General features: G+C 53.7%; 12 protein-coding genes and 2 pseudogenes. 8 read left to right on the top strand and 6 right to left on the bottom strand.

The features are described 5' to 3' along the window. The first annotated feature begins 109 nt into the window (after nt 1-109). Nucleotides 110-1,126: a sensor domain-containing diguanylate cyclase gene (locus tag IM739_RS22535; RefSeq protein WP_237371883.1), complete on the top strand. Its 1,017-nt coding sequence runs from the start codon at nt 110-112 to the stop codon at nt 1,124-1,126. Between the two features lie 411 nt (nt 1,127-1,537). Here IM739_RS22535 and IM739_RS22530 read toward each other — a convergent pair. The 3 genes and pseudogenes from IM739_RS22530 to IM739_RS22520 form a co-directional block, all read right to left on the bottom strand. Beyond that, nucleotides 1,538-2,156 (bottom strand): annotated as a pseudogene (locus tag IM739_RS22530) (integrase); the annotation flags it as partial. Nucleotides 2,157-2,349: 193 nt separating this feature from the next. Beyond that, nucleotides 2,350-3,513 carry an ATP-binding protein gene (locus tag IM739_RS22525; protein WP_237371882.1) on the bottom strand — a complete coding sequence of 388 codons (1,164 nt, stop codon included), beginning with the start codon at nt 3,511-3,513 and terminating at the stop codon, nt 2,350-2,352. Nucleotides 3,514-3,560: 47 nt separating this feature from the next. Beyond that, entirely contained in the window at nt 3,561-4,712 is a 1,152-nt protein-coding gene (locus IM739_RS22520; RefSeq protein WP_237371881.1) for a site-specific integrase, read from the bottom strand. 189 nt (nt 4,713-4,901) lie between these two features. On the opposite strand from IM739_RS22520, the gene IM739_RS22515 reads away from it, so the two are divergent. The 4 genes from IM739_RS22515 to IM739_RS22500 all read left to right on the top strand — a co-directional run bounded on the left by IM739_RS22515 (nt 4,902) and on the right by IM739_RS22500 (nt 10,966). Then, nucleotides 4,902-6,032 (top strand): RHE_PE00001 family protein, encoded by a 1,131-nt coding sequence (locus IM739_RS22515; protein ID WP_237371880.1) that lies wholly within the window; start codon nt 4,902-4,904, stop codon nt 6,030-6,032. A 119-nt stretch (nt 6,033-6,151) separates the two neighbouring features. Beyond that, nucleotides 6,152-9,253: a hypothetical protein gene (locus IM739_RS22510; RefSeq protein WP_237371879.1), complete on the top strand. Its 3,102-nt coding sequence runs from the start codon at nt 6,152-6,154 to the stop codon at nt 9,251-9,253. Nucleotides 9,254-9,265: 12 nt separating this feature from the next. Beyond that, nucleotides 9,266-9,721: a response regulator gene (locus IM739_RS22505; RefSeq protein ID WP_237371878.1), complete on the top strand. Its 456-nt coding sequence runs from the start codon at nt 9,266-9,268 to the stop codon at nt 9,719-9,721. Beyond that, nucleotides 9,722-10,966 (top strand): phosphorylase family protein, encoded by a 1,245-nt coding sequence (locus IM739_RS22500; RefSeq protein WP_237371877.1) that lies wholly within the window; start codon nt 9,722-9,724, stop codon nt 10,964-10,966. A gap of 446 nt (nt 10,967-11,412) precedes the next feature. Here IM739_RS22500 and IM739_RS22495 read toward each other — a convergent pair whose 3' ends face one another. After that, entirely contained in the window at nt 11,413-12,090 is a 678-nt protein-coding gene (locus tag IM739_RS22495) for a hypothetical protein (protein ID WP_237371876.1), read from the bottom strand. Nucleotides 12,091-12,586: 496 nt separating this feature from the next. Here IM739_RS22495 and IM739_RS22490 point away from each other — a divergent pair, with 496 nt between their 5' ends. The 3 genes and pseudogenes from IM739_RS22490 to IM739_RS22480 all read left to right on the top strand — a co-directional run. Beyond that, nucleotides 12,587-15,490: a DUF3856 domain-containing protein gene (locus IM739_RS22490; RefSeq protein ID WP_237371875.1), complete on the top strand. Its 2,904-nt coding sequence runs from the start codon at nt 12,587-12,589 to the stop codon at nt 15,488-15,490. A 10-nt stretch (nt 15,491-15,500) separates the two neighbouring features. After that, nucleotides 15,501-15,914, top strand: coding sequence for a hypothetical protein (locus IM739_RS22485; protein ID WP_237371874.1), 414 nt, complete (start codon nt 15,501-15,503; stop codon nt 15,912-15,914). Nucleotides 15,915-16,229: 315 nt separating this feature from the next. Continuing rightward, nucleotides 16,230-16,499, top strand: a pseudogene (locus IM739_RS22480) (helix-turn-helix domain-containing protein); the annotation flags it as partial. 28 nt (nt 16,500-16,527) lie between these two features. Here IM739_RS22480 and IM739_RS22475 read toward each other — a convergent pair. After that, the gene (locus IM739_RS22475) at nt 16,528-17,586 is read right to left on the bottom strand and encodes a caspase family protein (RefSeq protein ID WP_237371873.1); all 1,059 of its coding nucleotides are present in this window, start codon (nt 17,584-17,586) and stop codon (nt 16,528-16,530) included. A gap of 30 nt (nt 17,587-17,616) precedes the next feature. Then, nucleotides 17,617-20,091 (bottom strand): GAP1-N1 domain-containing protein, encoded by a 2,475-nt coding sequence (locus IM739_RS22470; protein WP_237371872.1) that lies wholly within the window; start codon nt 20,089-20,091, stop codon nt 17,617-17,619. Nucleotides 20,092-20,094: the final 3 nt, after the last annotated feature.

Here is a 20,094-nt window from a genome sequence, read left to right as displayed (position 1 = left end):
AGCGGCACTGCTTTGATCGCCAGTCACCCACAAGGTGTCATCAAGCTTTCAGTCAAGGCCGCCATTCTCGTCTACGTGAATTGCGCACTCAGAAAAATGAAATGCTGTTGTGGCAATTTTACCGGCAATGGGTGGCCGATTTGTTGGTCAAATCCATGTCATGCGCGGTTGCAGACGCGGGATGTTTCCTCCAACAGGCCCCCGTCGTCAGGCAATGTGGGAAAGTGATGCCCTGTTTACGCAGCAGCAATTGACGTCCATCCTCTCAGCCCTTCCGGACCCTGCGTTCATCCTGACGCGCAGTGGCCGATACTCAGCGATATTTGGCGGACAAGACCTCAGGCATTATCATGACGGTAGTTGTCTCGTCGGGTGCAACATATTTGATGTGCTGAAAGTGGAGAAGGCGCAGTGGTTCGCTGCCGAAATCGAAAAGGCGTTGGCAAGCGGCGCGCTGCATATCGTCGAATACGAACTCAGCGGAAGTGACGTCAAAGGCGTCGGTGACGGCCCTAGTCACTCAATCTGGTTTGAAGGCCGCGTTCAGGTCCTTGATTTTGAGGTGGAGGGCGAGGCCGCCGTCGTCTGGGTCGCGAGCAACATTACTGACAAGAACGCGGTTCAGCAAAAGCTACTCCAACTGAGTGAGACAGATGCACTGACGGGGCTGTACAATCGGCGGAAGCTGATCGAGACACTGAATCAACGGCTTGCGGTTTTCGAACGGGAAAAATCCCAGACGTCTGTACTTATTTTCGATCTCGACAATTTCAAACGACTCAATGATGAGATGGGCCATCAGGCAGGCGATGCCGCCCTGGTCGAAATAGCCCGCCTGTGTCGACAGCGATTGCGCCAGAGTGATGTGATTGCCCGTTTCGGTGGCGATGAGTTCGTGGTCGTGATGCCCGGAACCCATCGGGGCGATGCGCTGGAAATTGCAGAGTTACTAAGGGAGCATGTTCCGATTATCCTGAGGGAAAGCTTGCGGTACGACGCGACGATCAGCGGCGGCGTTAGTGAATTCAGTCAGCCGGATCGCGGTTCCAGCGATATCCTCAAACGCGCTGACGAAGGGTTGTATCTATCGAAACGGGCTGGTCGCAACCGAGTATCGCTTCTGTAAACGCCGGTCAGGTCAGCAGATGCGCCGCTCACACGCTCCGCCGTTGTGGCTTCCAACTCCTGATTTCAATAGAAGCGCTAAGCTGAAAACCCGGTGCTCAATTTTTCCCTAGCGGCTTCATGGCCAAGGCTTTCTCCGGGCGTGTATCAATATCCAAAGATCAAGGGACTGGCATGGTAAGGCTTACCAGATACTCTGGCCAATTTGCCTGCGGGCTATCATGAAAACGCCCACCGTGAGGCATACAAGGGATCGTCTAAGACAGCGCTCCGCGGCTGCACCTGGGTGAGGGGTGATCTAGAGAGGGCGACGGAGCTATCCCGCCAGAGCAGCTTCCATGAAGATGAGATGGTTGCGCAGTTCAAGAGGTGCTTCGTAGTAGGGTGCGATCTCCTGGAATCCCAGAGAACGGCCCTTGTCGAGGGTCTCGATCCAACCGCGACCGTCTTCTGTCTGGTCAACTCTCAGATCGAGGCCGACGCTCTCGGAGCGCCGAAAACCTCCAGCAAAGCCGATGAGCAACATCGCCCGATTCCGCAGGCCGCGCAGAGAGCCGCGATCGGGCGTCTCGACTATGGCAACAATATCTTCGGCCATGACCGCCTCCTTCTGCACAGGTTGCGAATATTGTCCATCACCGTTGCAATATGCCGGTCCCTGCGATCGAGCGAGAGACCGCGCTGGGCATAGTTCCAACTGTGGGAGGAGAGGCGTCGTTCAATGGTTGAGACAGAGTTGGCTTTGGCGCTTCGGTCAACCGTGCCGGAAGTACAGGCTGTGATGTATAGCCCGACGGTTTGCGGATGCGGAGGAGGAGAGCCAGATCGGATCGCCGGCACCACACTGAAAAGTGCTTCCAGTCGGAAGTGTAGGCTTTGCGGGTATTCGCAGATCTCGCCGCTGCGACGTATCCCCGGGCGCGATCGGCGAGGCTGGCAAGATGCGCTGGCGTCTGATCCTGATCAGCAGGGGAGGAGCGCGCGCTATCCCTCGACACCTCCGGCACGGAAACATCACATCCGCCCGCCATGTTGAGAGACGGCGCCGAGGTTTCCTCGAGGTGAATTTCGGTGTTTTGCTCGATGATGGGCCATTCCTTAGGGAAGAAAAAATGAACGATAATGCAAGATTATCAGATGTTTATAGAAATCTTCTGTCAAAATTCCATGCCGAACGCCTCTTGGGGTGTGAGGGCTCACCTTGTCCACATTGAAGAGCATTGGCTATTGGTCAAGCAAAAGCCGGCCTGCAGCCGGAAGAGACATTGCGGTCACGTTGTTTGGGAGAGGAAATGACTCTTCTCCAGGATAGACAACGATGCGTTTCTGCGGTTGGAGATCCTCGCAAGCAAGGTGAAACCCTTTCTCGAGTTTCGGCGACAAACTTCGCTTGATCTCTATTGCCCAAGGCTCTTGGCCTGGAGGGGTGAGCAGGAGATCAATTTCGGCACCGGCAGCTGTACGATAGAAGTTCGCCGCAGTGCCAACAGGCGCAGAGGCGATCAGTGTCTCGATCACGAAACCCTCCCAACTGGAACCGACAATTGGGTGCCCGAGCAATTGTTCGGCGCTTCCAAGTCCAAGCAGTGCATGGGCAATGCCGCTGTCCCTGACATAGACTTTTGGTGATTTGACCAGCCGCTTGCCGACATTGGCGTGCCAGGGTTCGAGACGACGCACGAGCAGCAGGTCGACAAGAAGATCGAGGTAAGAAGCGACGGTCTTGCCATCTACCCCAAGGGAACGGGCGATTTCAGCTGCGTTGAGGAGCCCGGACTGGTGGTGTGCCAGCATGGTCCAGAACCGCCTCAGCGTTTCGGCGGGGATGCGCGGCCCCAGAAGTGGAATATCTCGTTCGAGATAGGTGCGAATGAAATCCTGTCGCCAGCGCATACTTCCGCGGTCGCTGGAAGCAAGGAAACTATCGGGAAAACCACCCCGTAGCCAAAGCCTTTCGAGTGCGTCTGTCGGCACTTCCAATCCGTCGACAGGCTGCATTTCAAGATAGGCTATGCGGCCAGCCAGCGTTTCTCCAGATTGTTTGAGAAGATCGATGGAAGCCGAGCCAAGCAACAGGAACTGGCCGGTGCGCCGTCCGGCGCGGCGGTTGCGATCGATCAAGCCCCGCAGAATCTGGAACACGCCTGGTAGACGATGAACTTCGTCAAGGATAACCAGCTTGTCGTCATGGTTTGCAAGATAGAGTTCCGGTTCCGACAGTTTGGCCCGGTCTGCTTCTGATTCCAGATCGAGATAGATGGAGGACCGGGTTTCGCCAATATTGAGTGCTAATGTCGTTTTGCCGACCTGACGAGGGCCCAATAGCGCTACCGCAGGGCTTTCGTTCACCAAATGCAGGAGTTCGGCTTCAATTCTTCGCTCAATCATCCTTGCATTTATGGAGTACTGTTCCGGAATTGCAAGGAAAATTTTATCTATGCAATGAGGCGCGCGGCCCGACCGCTACGCCGCGTCGCATTATTGTAGTAGCTCGATGCCTGCTGAACAGACCGATGCTTTGACTGCTCCATAGCTTCGGGCAGTGGGATACCACGATTGGCGGCCTCGGTCAGATATCCTGCCCGCAGACCGTGCGCAGAGAATTCCCCACGGTCCAGCCCCGCCATCTCTGCCCGCTGCTTGAGAATGGCATTGACCGACTGCGGATCGAGCGCTCGCTTCGACACAGTACCCCAGCGCCCGATCCCGCGAAACACACTGCCCTTGTCGATCTTTGCCGCCGCCATCCATGCATAGAGAGCCTCGACCGGCCGGCCTGTGAGATAGACGGTATCGTCCTGATCACCGGACGTCGTCTTGGTGCGACCGAGATGAATGGCAAGAGAGGGGAGGGGAGGGCCGTCTTCCACCTCGATCGGCTGCTCAATTGTCAATTGTTCGACACGAAGGCCTGCGATCTCGCTGCGCCGCCGGCCGCCCGACGCAAAGGCGACCATCAGGATCGCCCTGTCACGCAGATCGCGCAAGCTCTCCGTTGCGCAGGTCGCCAGCATTTTTGCCAGCACGTCTGATGTCACCGCCTTGGCGCTCTTTCGACGGCGCTGCCCCGGGACGGCCCGCACGGCCAGACGAATGGCGGATTTAAGGGCAGGAGAGGCGAAGGCGCCTGGAAGCCCACGCCATTTCGTGAGGGTCGACCAGCTGGCCAACCGGCGGCGCACAGTATCCGGTGCATGCGGGCCGGTGGATTTCAGAAAGCCCTGGCGTCGGAGGGTGTCGTCGACGTCGGCCGGCATGCCGTGATCCGGATCGGCCGCACGTTTCTCCGGATCCCACAGATGGTGCGCGACGAATTTCAGCAGCAGCGCTTCGGGCGCCGGCCAGGGCAGGGACTGTCCGGTCGCGGCCAGTGCCCAGGCTTCGAGATACGCGAGGTCCGATGTCAGGGCGCGTAGGGTATTGTCGCCCATACCCTGGTTGACGAGATGTTTGAGCGTTTCGACATCCTGGTCGGTGAGCAATTCCGCAAGCTCGTCGCGCCGCTCCATCGGCAGGACGGACGCGATCGTGTCGAGTTCTTCGGCGCGGCGCTCGACAGCACTCAGGGATGTTTTGGCTTTGGCCACGATCGCTCCAAAATCATTGGGTTCGGCGGCCTTCAGGGCCGTGATTTGCACCGATTCTGCGTGATTTGCGTCCTGAAATCAACAACCATCGATAAGGGTTACTTATCGATGGTTATCGCGCCAACTATCAATCATACCATGTGGCGAACTACAACATTCATATAGAGTTCCTTTAGCAAATCATTTACCATGATTTCAATGGCTTATGATCTCGCGAAAATCAGCATGACTGTCCTGATGCGGCCGGCTTTCGACGCCGGTGTCGCGCTCGCACGTCTTGACGAGCGCATCGCCCGCTCGCCCGTCGGCGCGGGCTTCCTCGAGCGATCCCAATTCGCCGATGCCTGTGCCTCGCTGTGGATCGATGGCGAACTCGTCCATCTTGAAGATCTCGTCCTCCACGACGATATCAGAGATATTCGCACACCCACCCACGAGCTGACAATCGCCCGCGACGTGCTGCGAACCCGTCGGCGCATCGCCGGTCAATCCCCGGATTGGGCGTTCTCTGCCGACGGTATCCGCTCGCTGCGGAAAACTTCGGAGATCGGGGCGGGCGGCGCGGACGAGGCTACGACGACCGGAGTTATTCGGCCGGCGATCGCGATCGACGCGGAAGGGGAGGGGGAAGACACCGACGACGCCCAAGATCTCCCTGGCGTCGACTATGCTGCTATCGATGCGCTGCTCGCGCGCTCTGACGCTGCGATCGAACGAGCCAAAAAGCCCGGCCGGGCTCCGGCCGATCCGCTGGTCTATGATCTCGACTGGGACGAGGATGCCCGGCTCGATGAATGGCGTGGCGTGTTGCGTCAGGCCGAAAACTTGCCGGCGATGCTGCAGGCCATCGTCGCCTCGGATGCCTGGAACGAGCTTGCCGTCCTGCAGCATGCACCTTGGCTCGGCCGGCTGCTGGCCGCGTCGATATTGCGCCAGGCAGGCATCACATCAGGTGCTCATCTCGCTGCCATCAACCTTGGTCTCAAAACCATTCCCGTCGATCGGCGCCGGCATCGCGATCGGGAAACCCGGCTGCTGGCCATCGCCCACGGCCTGATCGCGGCCGCCGAGATTGGCTTGAGAGAGCATGATCGGCTGACGCTGGCAAAGACGATGATGGACCGGAAACTGGAGGGGAGGCGGACGTCTTCAAAGCTGCCGGAACTGGCCGCGCTTGTCATGGCACGGCCACTGGTCTCGGCCGGGATGGTGGCGAAGACGCTCGACGTCACGCCGCAGGCGGCGCGGCGGATTGTTTTGGAGCTGGGGCTGCGCGAAATGACGGGGAGGGGGAGGTTTCGGGCGTGGGGCGTGCTTTAGTGGAAGAATAGATGAGTTCTTGTGCAGATCACCTAGAAGTTGAAGTGAAAGGCTTGAGTTGTGTAGAGAGCAAATGTAACCAGGAGTCTACTGCGGTTCGGAAAGTAGACGGATTGATAATGGCATACCGTAAACGGACAAAAGCGCAAAAGCCGCGAGTTGGCTCTTCAGCTCTAACCCCTCAAAAACGCCAAGTACGTGTCTCTAAGGGAGCGCACGACGCCCTACTTTCTATTCGGAATGAGGCTCCTTCGGTTGCAGCTCTCAGTCGAACGCTTGAGTGGACCTTGGCGCGATATAAATATCGCCGCTATCTGGTATCATTGTTGCCCCGGACCCCGTCGCAGCTCCCTGATTACGTACTTGCCGCAGGCGACCGTCTTGAAGATGCACTAAAGTGGCAGATTGCAGCGATCACTGCAGCACAGCGAAAAATTGAAAGGCACAATCGAAATGCTTACACCAGCATCGATCAGGTGACTGACCACACATCATCTTTCGAGAGTGCCACAGTCGAGATGCAGACGTGCATGTGGAGTTACTCGGCGGCTTCGCAAGCTCTTTTCTCGCTAGCCAAGTCCAAGGGGCTAGATGCTCAACGGCGTTGGATGCAGGGAAGCGTCTATGTCTCCAATCCTTCGATCTCGAATATTATACTGTACAGCAAAGGGATTGCGTCAGAAGGCGATCGGCACCCGGTCGACATTATGGAGGTTTTAAACAGGTTCATCTTCTCCAAGATGGTCGACGACGAATTGAACCTATTACTCTACTACCTCACATTCAATCCGCCTTTGAACCTGGAGGTGGCTGCAAAGCTATCACCGTTGCTTCTGTATTTTCCGTTGGTTGACCAATACGAGTTTCTGGCGAATCTGGTGACGTCCGATCCGAATTCGTCAACGCCCGATAGTTTCCCATTTTCCGCCGACTTCATTCAGCTCTTAAGCGCTACAGGTGACTGGAGAGGTAAAGCGCGAGCTATGGTTGCTGAGAACATCGAATCGACGCTCCTCTTGCCTATCATGAATAGGTGGTGTGGCTACCTGCTCGACAGTATTGGGGTGCTCGACGGCCTCTCCTCTGCCCCTGATCGCGAGCTTGATATCGCCCTCGCGAACGAGTTTTTCCATCAGCCGCAATCTCCTCGGGCATACCTCGCAAGCTCGCTTTTCGCGATGAAGTCCGCGCAAAACTTGGAAGATGTAAAGTCGGCCATTTACCGCAGGGAAATAGCGAGCGCTCATTTCGAAAGCATGGAACTTAACCCGGAGCACATCGAGCGCCGACCTGTAGGGCTCACTTTTGATACTATGTTGGTCGAGGTTGGGAACTCAGATTCCGTTTATGAAAATCGGGAGCTTTTCCGGATCGCCTGCATCTGCGGCATCAGCGAAGGAAGAACTCTGGACACTCTAATTCTCCTTTACAACTACACAAGTCGAGACCCGCTAGCTGCGGGTTATTTTCCAGCGAGCCTGTTCTCAACGAGTATAACAGAAGACGAGGTGGCCGATGTTGGGCACGACGCGCGGGCTGCGATTGCACTATCGCGTGTTGCGGGAAGTCTTGGAGACGAGGGGCAGAACCTAGTCTATATCGCGGTAGAGCAGCATTTGAACGAGAGAGGAGTTAGCAAGCCAAGCGACCTAACTATCGGAGAACTTATCGATATCGCGTTTCTCAGCGAATCCTGCACATCCGCTTCTTTGAGGCAGTCACTGGAGTTTTTGTCCAAGGCAGAAATGGAGGAAGAGCGTATCAAAGTGCTCTTCAATCTTGCGCAGGCAAATCTTGAGCGCGAAGACGAGTACATCGATGAGGTTCACGCCATCATCGGGCAACAGACGATCGAAGAGCTTCTTCAAAGGTTTCATGTGGGGAAAGTACAGTGTGACGAGCAAGCTCTAGCGACGTGGGCGCTGACGGAGCTGTCTCCAAAATTCAATCGGTTAAAAGACTTTATTGACGCTGGACTGCCGCCAGTCGAGAAAAATGCTGATGTTGAATTTATCGCTCATTTGACTTCGGGAAAGTCCGAAACGTTCACGTTCAAGGTTCCTAACAACGAGTCCCTCGACATAGCTCGGACGATCTTGGCCGAACTGAATCAAAAATATGCGCTGGATCCTCGCTACGGTGTCGATTCCTATCTTAGTCTCGGCATGCGCCATGGTGCAGTCGAGGCTCATCTTCAGAGCCCACTTAGTGCAGAAAATATTCTCACCACGAAAGATCCACTCGGTTATCCGGATGATTGTTTTTGGAAGGGGTATTTTATCGACAACGGCTATGAGTACAACGGGGAAAAAATTGGGCCAATTTTGGCTCGGTTCTCAGAGAAGTTCGATAACAAGCTGGAAGCTATCAAAAATGATCTTCTGCAAGTGCGGCGACCCGATAAGCCAGAGGGGTTGATCGTTGCCGATTGGTCGGAAGCTTCGGTACTGTCAGCGTGTGCGAGATTTGCTGAGGTCGTTGACTTTGAGGCGTTTATTAACGAGTTCACGTCCATATTTTGGACCATTATAGAAAAGAACTTGAGCGATGCTCGCGAATTTATCGAAAACGTTTTATCGAATGAACTGAACGGACTCATCGACGAGCTGGAGGACGATGTCCGCCAAGCCACGGGACAGCAGAGGCTACCCCCGTTCTCGGATGCTCTGATGCGGGCGCGTCAGGAACTCAGCAATGCCGTAAGAGATATATCTTCATGGCATAATGTTGCTCGCTCCACTGACGTGGAGCCTCTTGGGTTGGTAGAAATCATAAGCGCGGCTCAGAAGATAGTTTGCCGCCTTTATCCTGATTTCCAGCCCCGTGTTACATTTTCTGGCGACACCGGAATATCGGTTACGTATTCGCTGCAGGTATTGATCGAAGTATTCAAAGCGCTGTTCACCAATGTCTATGCTCATTCAGAGGTCGAACAACCGACTGTCAATATTCACATGATTATGTCCGGCGACGACGCGCTAGATGTCGAATTCGTCAGTGACTGCAAGGACCTGGATAAGGCTGAACAAGCGGCCTCAGACAACAACGAGAAGATCCGAACAGGAGAATATGAGAAAAAGCTTCCCAAAGAGGGTGGCTCTGGTTTGGCAAAAGTGGCGCGGTCCACTCTCCGGGATGGAAAACCCAACACCATAATCTCAGTCGATCACGAAGCTGAAAAATTCCGCGTCGGCATGACATTCAGAATTATTCAGTTTTAGAGGGTAGCTGCGGTGAAAACTTTGATCGTAGAAGATAATCCAAAAAAGCGTGCATCACTTGTAGAGTACTATTCTTCCGAGTTCCCAGCGGACGACTTGGATGTCACATCGGCCCTTATATCCGGCCTTCGCGTAGCTCGTGATACCAAGCCTGGTTTTATCATTCTCGATATGACGCTTCCCAACTATGCTCCTGATGAAAGCAAGGGATCTCGCATTGAGCTTATGCCCTTTGCTGGTCGTGAATTCGTTATGCGGGTCAACCGCATGTCATTTGCGACCAAGGTAGTGATCGTTTCGATGTTTGAAACCTTCGACATTGCGCCTCGCCTCATAACTCTCAATAGTTTGGACGCTGAATTACGTGAGAGATACCCGCGAGTATTTGTGCAGGCTGTGCATTATTCGTCTGGCCAAGCGGACTGGAAGTCAGCAATCAAAGATGTACGAATGAGCTTGGATACTTAAATGCAGATCTTAATTGTAGACGATGAGAATGCCAAAGTTGTCGAAATTTGCGCTGTTTTGCGGGATGCCGACATCGCTGAAGATTGCATAACGGTCGCTACGACAGCAGCGGCGGCTCTGAAAGAGCTGAAGAGCAATTACTTCGACCTGCTGATCATCGATATGTACCTCCCAAACCGAGTGGGGGAGGCGCCGAACCTTTCAGGAGGCGTGGATCTGCTGAAGCGCATTAATCGCGGCAATGATGTTCAACTCCCAGAACATATTGTGGGTCTGACTTCAAATCTCGAGGCTCTTGCCGCGTCCGAGGAGGATTTTGCAGCTAAGTCTTGGTTCGTCGAAGAGGTCGGACCGTCCAAGACCACCTGGAAGCTGCGCCTAATGGAAAAGCTCCAATATCTTAAAGCGCGTGAGGAGTATCAGAGTACTCAGTCGAAGAGCGATATCGTCCCAACTGTGAGGCCCGAGTGTGAGTTGCTTTTCGTCTGTGCGCTCTTGGATCCGGAGTTAACTGCGCTGCATGCTGTGTCAGGCTGTAAATGGGAAGTTGTGACTTTCCCTGGAGATCCTGCAATTTATTGGTCTGCCCAGATGCCGTTCGGCGATAAAACGGTGTCGGCCATTTGTATGTGTCTGCCGCAGATGGGATTGGTCTCTGCAGGTGTGACAGCAGCGAAAGCAATTACATTGTTCAAACCCAAGCTAGTGGTCATGACTGGTGTCTGCGCTGGTCGTAGGGGTGATTGCAAACTAGGTGACGCGATTGGCGCTAATTTGACCTGGGATTACGGCAGCGGGAAGTTCACCGAGGTCGACGGTGAAGTCGTTTTCGAGCCGGCGCCATTTCACGCTGCGGCATCAGCTCGAGTCGTTGGCGTATTGACAGAACTTTCGAACGACAAAGCTCTGTTAGAGGAACTTTATAGAAAGAGCCCCGGCTATCGGCCAGAGGTTGTTCCGACGTTTCATGTAGCACCGCTTGCTTCAGGTGCTGCAGTTCAAAACCACAAAGAATTTTTCTCCGGAGTTGTTACGCAACAAAGAAAAATGCTCGGAGTAGATATGGAGGCGTTCGCGGTCGCGTGGGCGTGTCATGAGGCATTGGAACCACAACCGAACTGGCTCGTAATTAAATCTGTGGTTGATTTCGCCGATGGAACGAAGGACAGCAAAATTCAAGCTTTCGGCTCATATATTAGCGGAGCTTTAGCGGTCTCGGCTATCGAAAGGCTAATGAGCCGATAAGTCGGTGTTTGCGTAAGCTGAAAAGCGTAGCTATTTTCGATGGGTTGAACTTCCGTCGTCGCGAGGCAGTACAGGCTACGTCGCCGGAACTTCAATTCCAAGCTGGATGGCAATCGGCGTATAGATGTCAATCTCGGCACCTGGGGCTCGGAGAGAAACGATCAAAGCGTAACGCACCGTAAGCCCACGGTGAGGGCCGTCTTGCGAGGTTGATGCGAACATCGGAAGTCCTAGTGCAAACACTAGGAGTAGTCTTATGACCAAAGCAGCAAATTTACCCTTGCAAAGTCGGGGGCGTCCATAGATGCGCCCAGCGGCAGCCTGACGCGCACGATGCGCGGCAACACCTCGACTATTTTGATCTGCATGCTAGGTCAGCCTTACAGGAAAGAGCCGACTCGCCTGATTATGCAAGTACGGGTCCGCAGATGACTGTCACACAGCCGTCAATCCCGCGATGAGCGTTCGATTCCTCGCGACACTTTTGAACCACGTGAACGGAGAGCCTCTCGCTTTTTGATAACCAACTCGGCAAGGTCAGCCCTTCCTAATTCAGCAACCTGAACCAAGTCCGGCACCTTGAAATCCTCGAATCTAAACTCCCCTGAAATCCACGCGCTTGCCGCCATAATGGGTTGGTTGTTGTCACAAAGGTGTGTCGCCAGCGTCAGGCCATCCAAAAACTGTTCTTGTCTCAGGATCCGGATAGCGGGGGTGGCCCAAGACAAGAGTAGTTCATCGCTATAAGCGCGGTAGTCGTTGAGCGATTGCCTTTTATTATTAGGACTCCAGATCTTCGCAGCTTCAAAAGCAACTCTTAGTTTTCTCGCTTTTTCATAAAGTGTCCGGAGATCATCATCCCCGGGTAGGGTATTGAGATCACTATCGACATGCAGCAGTTGAACCTGACGTCTCAAGCCACGTTCATCGGTCCGGATAACGATGGTTCCAATCAGCGAACGGTGTGCGATGGACGAGTTTGCCAATGTCGTACAATATGCTTCATTCGCCTGCAGCAAATCGCTATACGCCCGATTGCGGTCGGCGGCCGTCAGTTGATCCCGAAGCAGAAACGTCTGCCACAGCGCGATACCGACAGCGATGGCAGAGATGAGAATGGCCATGAACTCTCGGTTTACCCAAACCGATGGCCACCAGGTTCCTTTCCAAAGAAAATCCCACTTAAATCCATCGCCGCTTTCACTGTGCCGAGTCACAATTGCTACCCCCATCAGGGCCCCAATACACCATATGTGGCGACCTCATTAAAGCCCGATTACATTGCCCGATAATGCATTTTGCGTAGCGCTTTTCAAAGCGGACTATAAAATTACCGATGAGTTGCAAGCGTGTTCTATGGGGGAATGCAGCCCACCAAATTCGAAAAGCGACGTCGAAAGCCAGCGGGCCGAAACCAGCATGAAGCGGCCTGCAACGGCCGCCTGCGGCGGAAAAGCCTGGAAATAAGGAGATCGGAGTAGGGGTGGGCACGTCGGCGAAATCACCCACTTCCGAAAAGGGTGTCATCAAAAGGTTAACTCAAATGATCCATCTTCGTACGTATGCTTACGAATAGCCCGATGGCACAAGCCAACATTTGTAATTTAGGGGTAAGATCTGATGGACGATGAAATGCGTTCCATTACCGTGAAGAATATCCTAGCGTTCGGTAATGTGTCCATCTCAGGAAGGGGCGTGAAAGACACGATTGCTCCCAGACTAGATTGGCGAAGCCCAAGTGAGATCGTCGTAGACGGCGAACCAGATATATTCTCTGCCTTGCAGTGGAGATATAGGTTGGCCTCTTCCCTATATGAGAGAGACGCTGAGCTCAACGCTTTAATTCAGTGGGCAGAATCAAGTCAAAATTCTATATCAGTGCGACTACTCACCGGTGGCGGCGGCACGGGGAAGACCCGATTGGCGGCCGAAACAATAAGTCAGCTTCGCGAAAAGGGGTGGGCTGCCGGGTTTGTACCTCGCAACGCGACATCCAGCCAGACGATCGAAACCGAGCTAAGAAAATTCTTTTTAGTGTTTGATTACCCTGAAGAACGTATCGAGACGGTGCGCGCGCTCTTTCAAGCCATACAGGATATTCCAGACAGCCAGGTCGAGTTTCCAATTCGAATTCTCCTAGTCTCGCGACGACCATTTATAGATTGGGAAGATTTACTAAGTGACCTAGGAACTCGCGCCGGAAGACAAGAAATCGCAAACCTCTCCGCTCTTAGTGCCGACCAGTCTTCGAAGTTGTTTTCCGAGGTTTGCGAACGGTTTTCTTCGATAATTGGCTCTAAACAAAAAGAAATTTCACATCCCAATTGGAAAGCACTCTCGGACGCCCAAAGAACTCCGCTACTTGTGATGGCCGCCGCTATTAATAGTGTTCTATCTGACGACAAACACACCGTCCTAGACCCATCCAAGTTGATGTTGGCGCTAGCCAACCGCGAAAAGAAGCGCGTGTCCAAAGTTTCGATAGCCAACGGGCTTGGGAAAGAAGGACTTTCCAGGCTATTGGCGATGAGTGTGATTTCCTCAGAGGGTTTAACGGCTCTGCAGTGCGAGGAATTAGCTAAGCTGCAAATTGCAGAGGTGAAAGGCCAGCAGCTATTAGATTGCATTAACGCCACCCCGTGGTCTGACCAACGATCTGGCCGCATGGCGCCGGTTCTCCCGAAGTTGGAGCCCGATCGGTTGGCGTCAACCTTCTTTGGTGCTGTAATGTTGGATCGACCAGTCCATCGTATTCTGGACTGGCTGCGGCTTATTGCCGTTACTGACTCGGAGTCGTTCTCTAGCATTGTCAGTAAGGTTTCTTTCGATCTTTTAAGTGTTAATAGAAAATGGCGCTCTTCTTTTGAAGAGGCCGTTACAGATATTGTTGTTGAAACTCCGAATTTGGCGCTACTATTCCTCGATTTTGCTTTCGAGAAAGGAACGATATTCTCTGCGAGGTTTGCTGTCGCTGTTATTGATGTTATATTGGTTATTGACGAATTGGATAATGAGACCCGGGCAGTCTTGCTCAATAACAGGGCCAACAAAAAGTCCGACATTGGCGATTTTGCTGCGGCACTCTCTGACGCGGAGAAAGCCTGTGAGATATTAGAGATAAACGCTACATCTCATAGCAAATCGGAACGCAAGAATCTAATTATGATGAAGATAAACTTGGCTCGAAGGCTCAACGAAAACGGAAAAGAGGATCAAGCCTTTGATCTACTGGTAAGTGAAGTCGACAAGTTGCGGTCGTATTTTGAGGAAGCAGCTGAAGACGACAAGGAAGATCTCGCACAATCGATTAAAAATCTTTCCATTGCTTTGCAAGAAGGAGGCTATCCCGACGAGGCCTCCGCTGCAGCTTCAGAGGCAGTTTCCTTATTTCAGCTCATCTGGCAAGCCAACCAGACCGAGGCCTCCACGCAAAATTTAGCCAGCGCATTGAACACGCTCTCAAACTGTTTGTCATTGATGGCTGGTTGTGAGGACGAGGCACTGCGTGCATCGATAGAGGCCTTGGAACTCCTCAAAAAGATGCCGAATTACAAGTCAGACGCCCATGAGGATTTGTTGGCGATCGTACATAGCGTTTTGGCGAGACGCCTTATGGGATTGGGACGTTACGCAGAGGCCGTGCATTCCATACAAGAGGCTTTAAATATATACGTGTTGTTTCATGCAGCTTTTCCCCGTGTATATGCATCGTCGTACGCCGAAGCACTTCAAACAAAGGCCGGTATTTTACAGATGCTCGGGCGACACGAGGATGCCTTGGGATCTTCACTTGAGGCAATCAAGATTTACGAGGAACTAGGTGAGGCTAGCAGTTTCCGCGACATTAGAGGATTAGGTGAAGCAGTAGCCAGCGCGGCGAGTAACTACTCCGAGCTTGGAAGGGATGATGAAGCTCTCGGCGTTGGCCGTCGGTCGCTTGAGATCATTGATAATCTTAATTCACGTGCATTCGGACGCTTCGATTTTGACTACGCGCATGCACTCAACATATTTGCAGTCTCCCTTGGCCGTGCGGGAAAGCCGGTAGAGGCAATAGGGTATTTGGAGAGAGCGAATGCGATATTAGTAAAGTTGGAAAATATGCGTCCGGGTGTTCGGCTCGGTGACTTGGCAAACGTCCAAAATAACCTTGGAAATCGCTATCGCGATGTCGGAGATTTTACTCTGGCACGTAAGGCCCTAGAACAATCAATTATTTACTACCGCGATCTAACGGAAATGAATCCTGATGCGCACGGGCCTTTTCTCGCGACAGGCCTTGCCAACCTGGCCACATTACATCTAAGCGCTGGTGATTATTTACAGGCGATTACTTTTGCTGAAGAAGCGGTGAATACACTGACGCCATACTTTATCCGAAACCCAATCGGGCTTGCAGATTGGATGAACTCCACCGGAGAGTTATACGTACACTGTTGTGCAGAAATCGGTCGTGAGCCCGATTTCGATTTGTTGGCCCCCTCCATCGAGGCTTTTGAAAAACTTCGCGAGAGCGATATGTAAGGAGAGAAAAATGGAAATAGCTATTTGGATGGTTAAAGCGATTGCGGGTGCGATTTTGGGTCAAACGGCGAAGGAAGCTTACACCGGAGTGAAGGACATTTTGCTGTCTAAATATCACCTTGGTGACGAAATTGCTGTGGTCGAAAAAAGCCCTTCGAAAGAGATCACGCAGAAACTGCTTTCCGAAGAGTTGGTAACGTCAGGCGCGGTGAATGACAGCGGGGTTCGGCAAAAGATAGAGGCGCTCGTGGACGCTTTGGCAAAGTCTTCAGATCACAACCCCGACGCGCAGGTGCTAATCACTGATATCAAGGGTCAAGAGGCTTCTATCAAGAGGCTATTGGCGGAGGGTTCTGCCGGTATTACTATAAGGAACATTGCCGTGGAAAAACTAGACATATCTGACATTAAGGCAAAATCTTAGCGGTGTGTGAGAATACACTATGCGGACAGCCTATGCATGTTGGCCGTATGGCATTCAGGGGTTTCAGCCTTGCGCTTGGGACCGACAACGGGCAGAGTAAGTGATTAGCTCGGGCTACAAATTTCTCGCGGATCTTGCGATGCGACGCGCAAAGCAGGCGTCGCATCGTCCTGAACATTCACAAGCTGGAATAGAGTGAGCGATATTCGCCCGACACGATTTTCATCCCAATCGATGAACAACGTTCAGCACTATCTCGGCCGGTGATCTCACAGATGCATATCTTCCCTTTGGAGCGCGAGAAAACTTCAAGCTGGACTGATCGCGGCCGCGGAGATCGGGCTCAAGGAGCATGACAGGCTGGCGCTGGCTCGAACACTGATGGAGCGAAAGCTGGAGGGGCGCCGGACATCTTCAAAACTGCCGGAGCTGGTTGGGTTGGTGATGGCCAAACCGTTGGTGTCGGCAAAAATGGTGGCGAAGACGCTGGATGTGACGCCGCAGGCGGCGCGGCGGATCGTCGGCGAGCTCGGCCTCAGGGAGATGACGGGGAGGGGGAGGTTTCGGGCATGGGGCGTGTTGTAGTCTCTGTATAAAGATTGCTGGCCACTTATTAAAGCGCCTGGAGCTCGAGGTGGTTCGGAAAGTCTTCAAGAGCCGCAGCAATCAGACTCTCTTGTGAAATATCAGCACCGCCACCGCCTTGCGACAGAAGCCGGAGCGCGGAGAACCACGCACTGCGGCCGGTTCCGCCAAGTCGCAGGCGTGATACATCTCCACCTGCTCGAAGCCAGATGTCCTGGTCGGTCGGCCCAGCGGGGAAGAGGTCGGGCAAGATTGTGTCAAGGCTCCTTCCGGGCATATTACTTGCAACCCTTGGTGCGATCGCTTTGGTTCCGCCAAGGGCGAGGGCGACCGGGAAATTTTCCTCCAGATCGGACACCTTGAGGATAGGGTGCTGCCTGCCCGGCACGGCTTGCCTCACCGCCTCTGCTACAAAGTTGAAGAGTTCAAAAACTTTGATAGTGCGTTCTGCTGATGCCGGCGCCGCACCTTTTAGACCGCTCAGAATTGCAGTAGTGAAAACACTATTTCTCGCGCTCTTCATCACGATCGAAGTCTCGGTTGCTCTTGAGGAAGCAAGCACGACCCGGCCCGTACCAGCAGCTAGTCGCTGCAATGCCTTCTCGTCGAAGCCTCCGATGATGGGCTCATCGAAATCGGATTTCAAGGTCGCCGCACCGCCGGCATGGCATGCGTCCAAGATGACGAGTAGGCGAGCCGCCTTGATCTTGGCAAGCGCTTCTGAAAACTCGGCTTCACCAAGGGTGGTTCCCACGGCGTCTGAGCGCTTGCAATCATGTGGTACCAGCGCACTGACAGGATCAGTGGACGTACCTAAGCGTGCGCCGTGGCCGGAGAAGAAGATCATAACCGTGTCGCTGGGCAAGGCTGATGACGCCAAATTTGCCAGGGCGGTCCGAATACCCTCAAGTGTCGCCTCCTTGTCGATCAAAACCGTAACGTTGCCGTCTGGATATCCGCAGTATGCAGGGGAGCGGAGCACGTCGGCAGTATCATTTGCATCGTTGAGCACAGCGACGGGGAGAGGACTAACTTCTGTATAGTTAGCGACGCCAATAATCAGTGCTCGACCTTCTTTAAATTCCATTTTCGTCTCTCAAAAATCCTGGTGTGACATTCAACGACTGAAGAGCGGATCGTCCGCCAGGAAGCGAAGGTTCGAATTATTCTCGTAATCTTTCCGCATTTCGCGCACGAGTTGGCCAACACGCGGGGGCTTGCCACGTTGCATTTGTGTGACGGCATCTCGCCAACGCGACAGGCCGCTACCATGATGAATAAGCTCCGAATCCCGGCCACCTGCCCGGTCCCACAAATTGAGGTTGTCGGGACCGTTCGGATAAAGTTCCGCCGCGATCTGGATAAAGGATTCCCACTTTTCGCGTTCTGCCAAAGGCGACAGTCCGAGAATCCAGCGGTCCCAATGCCCGACCAGCTCGATCGCGTATCGCAGGGCGGGTTTGAGGTCCGTGCGACCACCGCGAAAAAGATAGACCAGGTTATCGACAACGTCGCGCTGCCCACGGGCTGAGAGCATCTTGCCGATTCTTTCCGCATCCGGTTCGCTGATTGGGCATGTCGCTCTCACCGCGTTCGATATCCAGTTGCTATATCTTGCGTGGTCAAAGCCCTGCAGGACGGCAATGAGGTCTAGACCTTCACCGATGCGACCATTCGAGAGTTTTGAGAGAATTCGATCAAGCTTGGGATCAGACAGGATTTTTTTCTCGAGCTCTGGTTCGATATCCGCATTGACATGGCCTTGGCCAGCACGGTCGAGCCACTTGTCGACTGTGGCATCGAGAAGGAGCCGCCGTGCGTCGCCAGTCAAATGCTTCCAGAGATCCTTTCGCCTGGAAAAAGACGAAACGTCCGCGAGAGGCGAAGTCGCAAGGCGATCGATCAGTCCCGTTTGAGGATTCTGCCCGGCAATTAATTCGACAAGCAATGTCGCAAATTCACCCCGTGGATCGGCTGGACCGCGCCAGCTCTCCGCGTTCATCTCAATCGCCGATTCCCACACTGCACGATTGGAGGTCAACGTCATGTCATGGGTCGCCAGCAGGGAGGGATTTTTCGCCACTGCTTCGCTAGCTAAATGCTGTACACGGCTATCAGGAATTTCTCTGGCTATATCGACGAGGGTTTCAGGCTTTGCCTTTCGGAGAGCTAGTCGCATCGTGTCGAGGGCGCCACCGACTTCGACCTTACTCTGTGCCTTCGCCGCTTCTTTCGGCTCCATGCTTCCGCTCGCGACGACAGCATGTAACCGGAATAGCTTCAGCTTTGCGGAAATGGAAAGGATTGGATCAGCAGCTCCTTTCCCCAAGGACGCCGGAGAGGTATTGATAAGTTTCTCTATAGCTTGAGGCTCGTCGTGGATGAGGTTGATAATTTTTGCTGACACACTGGGGTCAATCGCCGACCATCGCCAGAAGCCTGCTTGAAGAGCGTTCCCGGACCGACTCGCCGCGTTCTCTAGGCCGCGGCTCACCCCCTCGCGCCAGATTTTCTGTGCATCCGCCCCTGTAAGACTATCGTTCAACACCGTCCTGAAATCTGGATCATCGGCTTCGGGAAATGAGTTATGTGCGACCCAGATCTCAAGTGCTTTCCAGATGAGATCGCCGGTAGGGAAACCGCCGAGGGTGATATTCCTGAGTGCGAGAATGTCCATCGCCTTCGCATTGGGAAACATCGTCACAAAACGGGTAATAAGCGAGTGCTTTTCAGCTTCGCCATCCGCCGGATCCGGAGATATTCGCTCAATGAGCCTGATTGCCGAGAGCAGACGCGGAAAGGTAACAGGCTCACCCGACGCCATAAGATAAGCTTGTTCAAGAAGGGTCAGATCTTCAAAAGAATTAAGCTTCGATCCGATCCTCTTCGCAAATCGCATTAGGGGAATGCCGGCATCCGATCCATCGATCATTCCGGGAGCCAGTGAGCCAGAAGTATCGGCTCGACCTGCTATCCGATGTTGTTGCCACCGCCCGAGAAGGGAAACTGGCGTGCACACCAATTTAGGCTCAGGTTGCTCGATGATATCTCCTGGGCCAAAGCTGAGGCGGAAGGAGAATTTATCGCGAAGCGAGGGCCAAATCCCAGCCCATATGGCTATGACCAAGTCCTCGAAGCCCGCCGTTCCTATTCGAACCACCGGCCCAGAACCACGAACCGTCAAGCTTCGCGCTACATCGACCAGTTCAGGCGTAGCAACTGGCAGTGCGTCTCCCGCGAGCACCGCGATCCTTTCTACGGTATTTGGTGCCTCGCTAGGATCGGAGATCAGCGTCTTGAACATGGGGCTAAGGTTATCTATCGCAATGATCTCTTGTAGTGGACAGATCAAAGCATGAGCCACGACCATTCCGGCTCTGGTAGCGGTCGTATCCTTAAACGTTCTCGCCAGCACATAGCGGTCGCCGTGGACAAAGCCCGAAACGAAGGGTGACCAATCCGCACCAGGGGGCGCGGTGTCGGGGAGATCGAGCCTGTTGGCGAGCTCAAGGGCCGTTTTCTGGTCGCCACTGCAACACCTCAGACCGTGACCGTTTTGAACTGAACCGTATATGGCTTGATCGACAAACATTGC

The organism is Rhizobium sp. SL42, from assembly GCF_021729845.1.
Classification (GTDB): Bacteria; Pseudomonadota; Alphaproteobacteria; order Rhizobiales; family Rhizobiaceae; genus Allorhizobium.
This window is presented reverse-complemented; position numbering and strand designations above follow the sequence as displayed.

Bases quoted from the DNA above. Each gene is read 5' to 3' on its own strand.
- IM739_RS22525 (WP_237371882.1), bottom strand. From the start codon at position 3,513: ATGATTGAGCGAAGAATTGAAGCCGAACTCCTGCATTTGGTGAACGAA.
- IM739_RS22515 (WP_237371880.1), top strand. From the start codon at position 4,902: ATGATTTCAATGGCTTATGATCTCGCGAAAATCAGCATGACTGTCCTG.
- IM739_RS22510 (WP_237371879.1), top strand. From the start codon at position 6,152: ATGGCATACCGTAAACGGACAAAAGCGCAAAAGCCGCGAGTTGGCTCT.
- IM739_RS22500 (WP_237371877.1), top strand. From the start codon at position 9,722: ATGCAGATCTTAATTGTAGACGATGAGAATGCCAAAGTTGTCGAAATT.
- IM739_RS22495 (WP_237371876.1), bottom strand. From the start codon at position 12,090: ATGGCCATTCTCATCTCTGCCATCGCTGTCGGTATCGCGCTGTGGCAG.
- IM739_RS22490 (WP_237371875.1), top strand. From the start codon at position 12,587: ATGGACGATGAAATGCGTTCCATTACCGTGAAGAATATCCTAGCGTTC.
- IM739_RS22485 (WP_237371874.1), top strand. From the start codon at position 15,501: ATGGAAATAGCTATTTGGATGGTTAAAGCGATTGCGGGTGCGATTTTG.
- IM739_RS22475 (WP_237371873.1), bottom strand. From the start codon at position 17,586: ATGGAATTTAAAGAAGGTCGAGCACTGATTATTGGCGTCGCTAACTAT.
- IM739_RS22470 (WP_237371872.1), bottom strand. From the start codon at position 20,091: ATGTTTGTCGATCAAGCCATATACGGTTCAGTTCAAAACGGTCACGGT.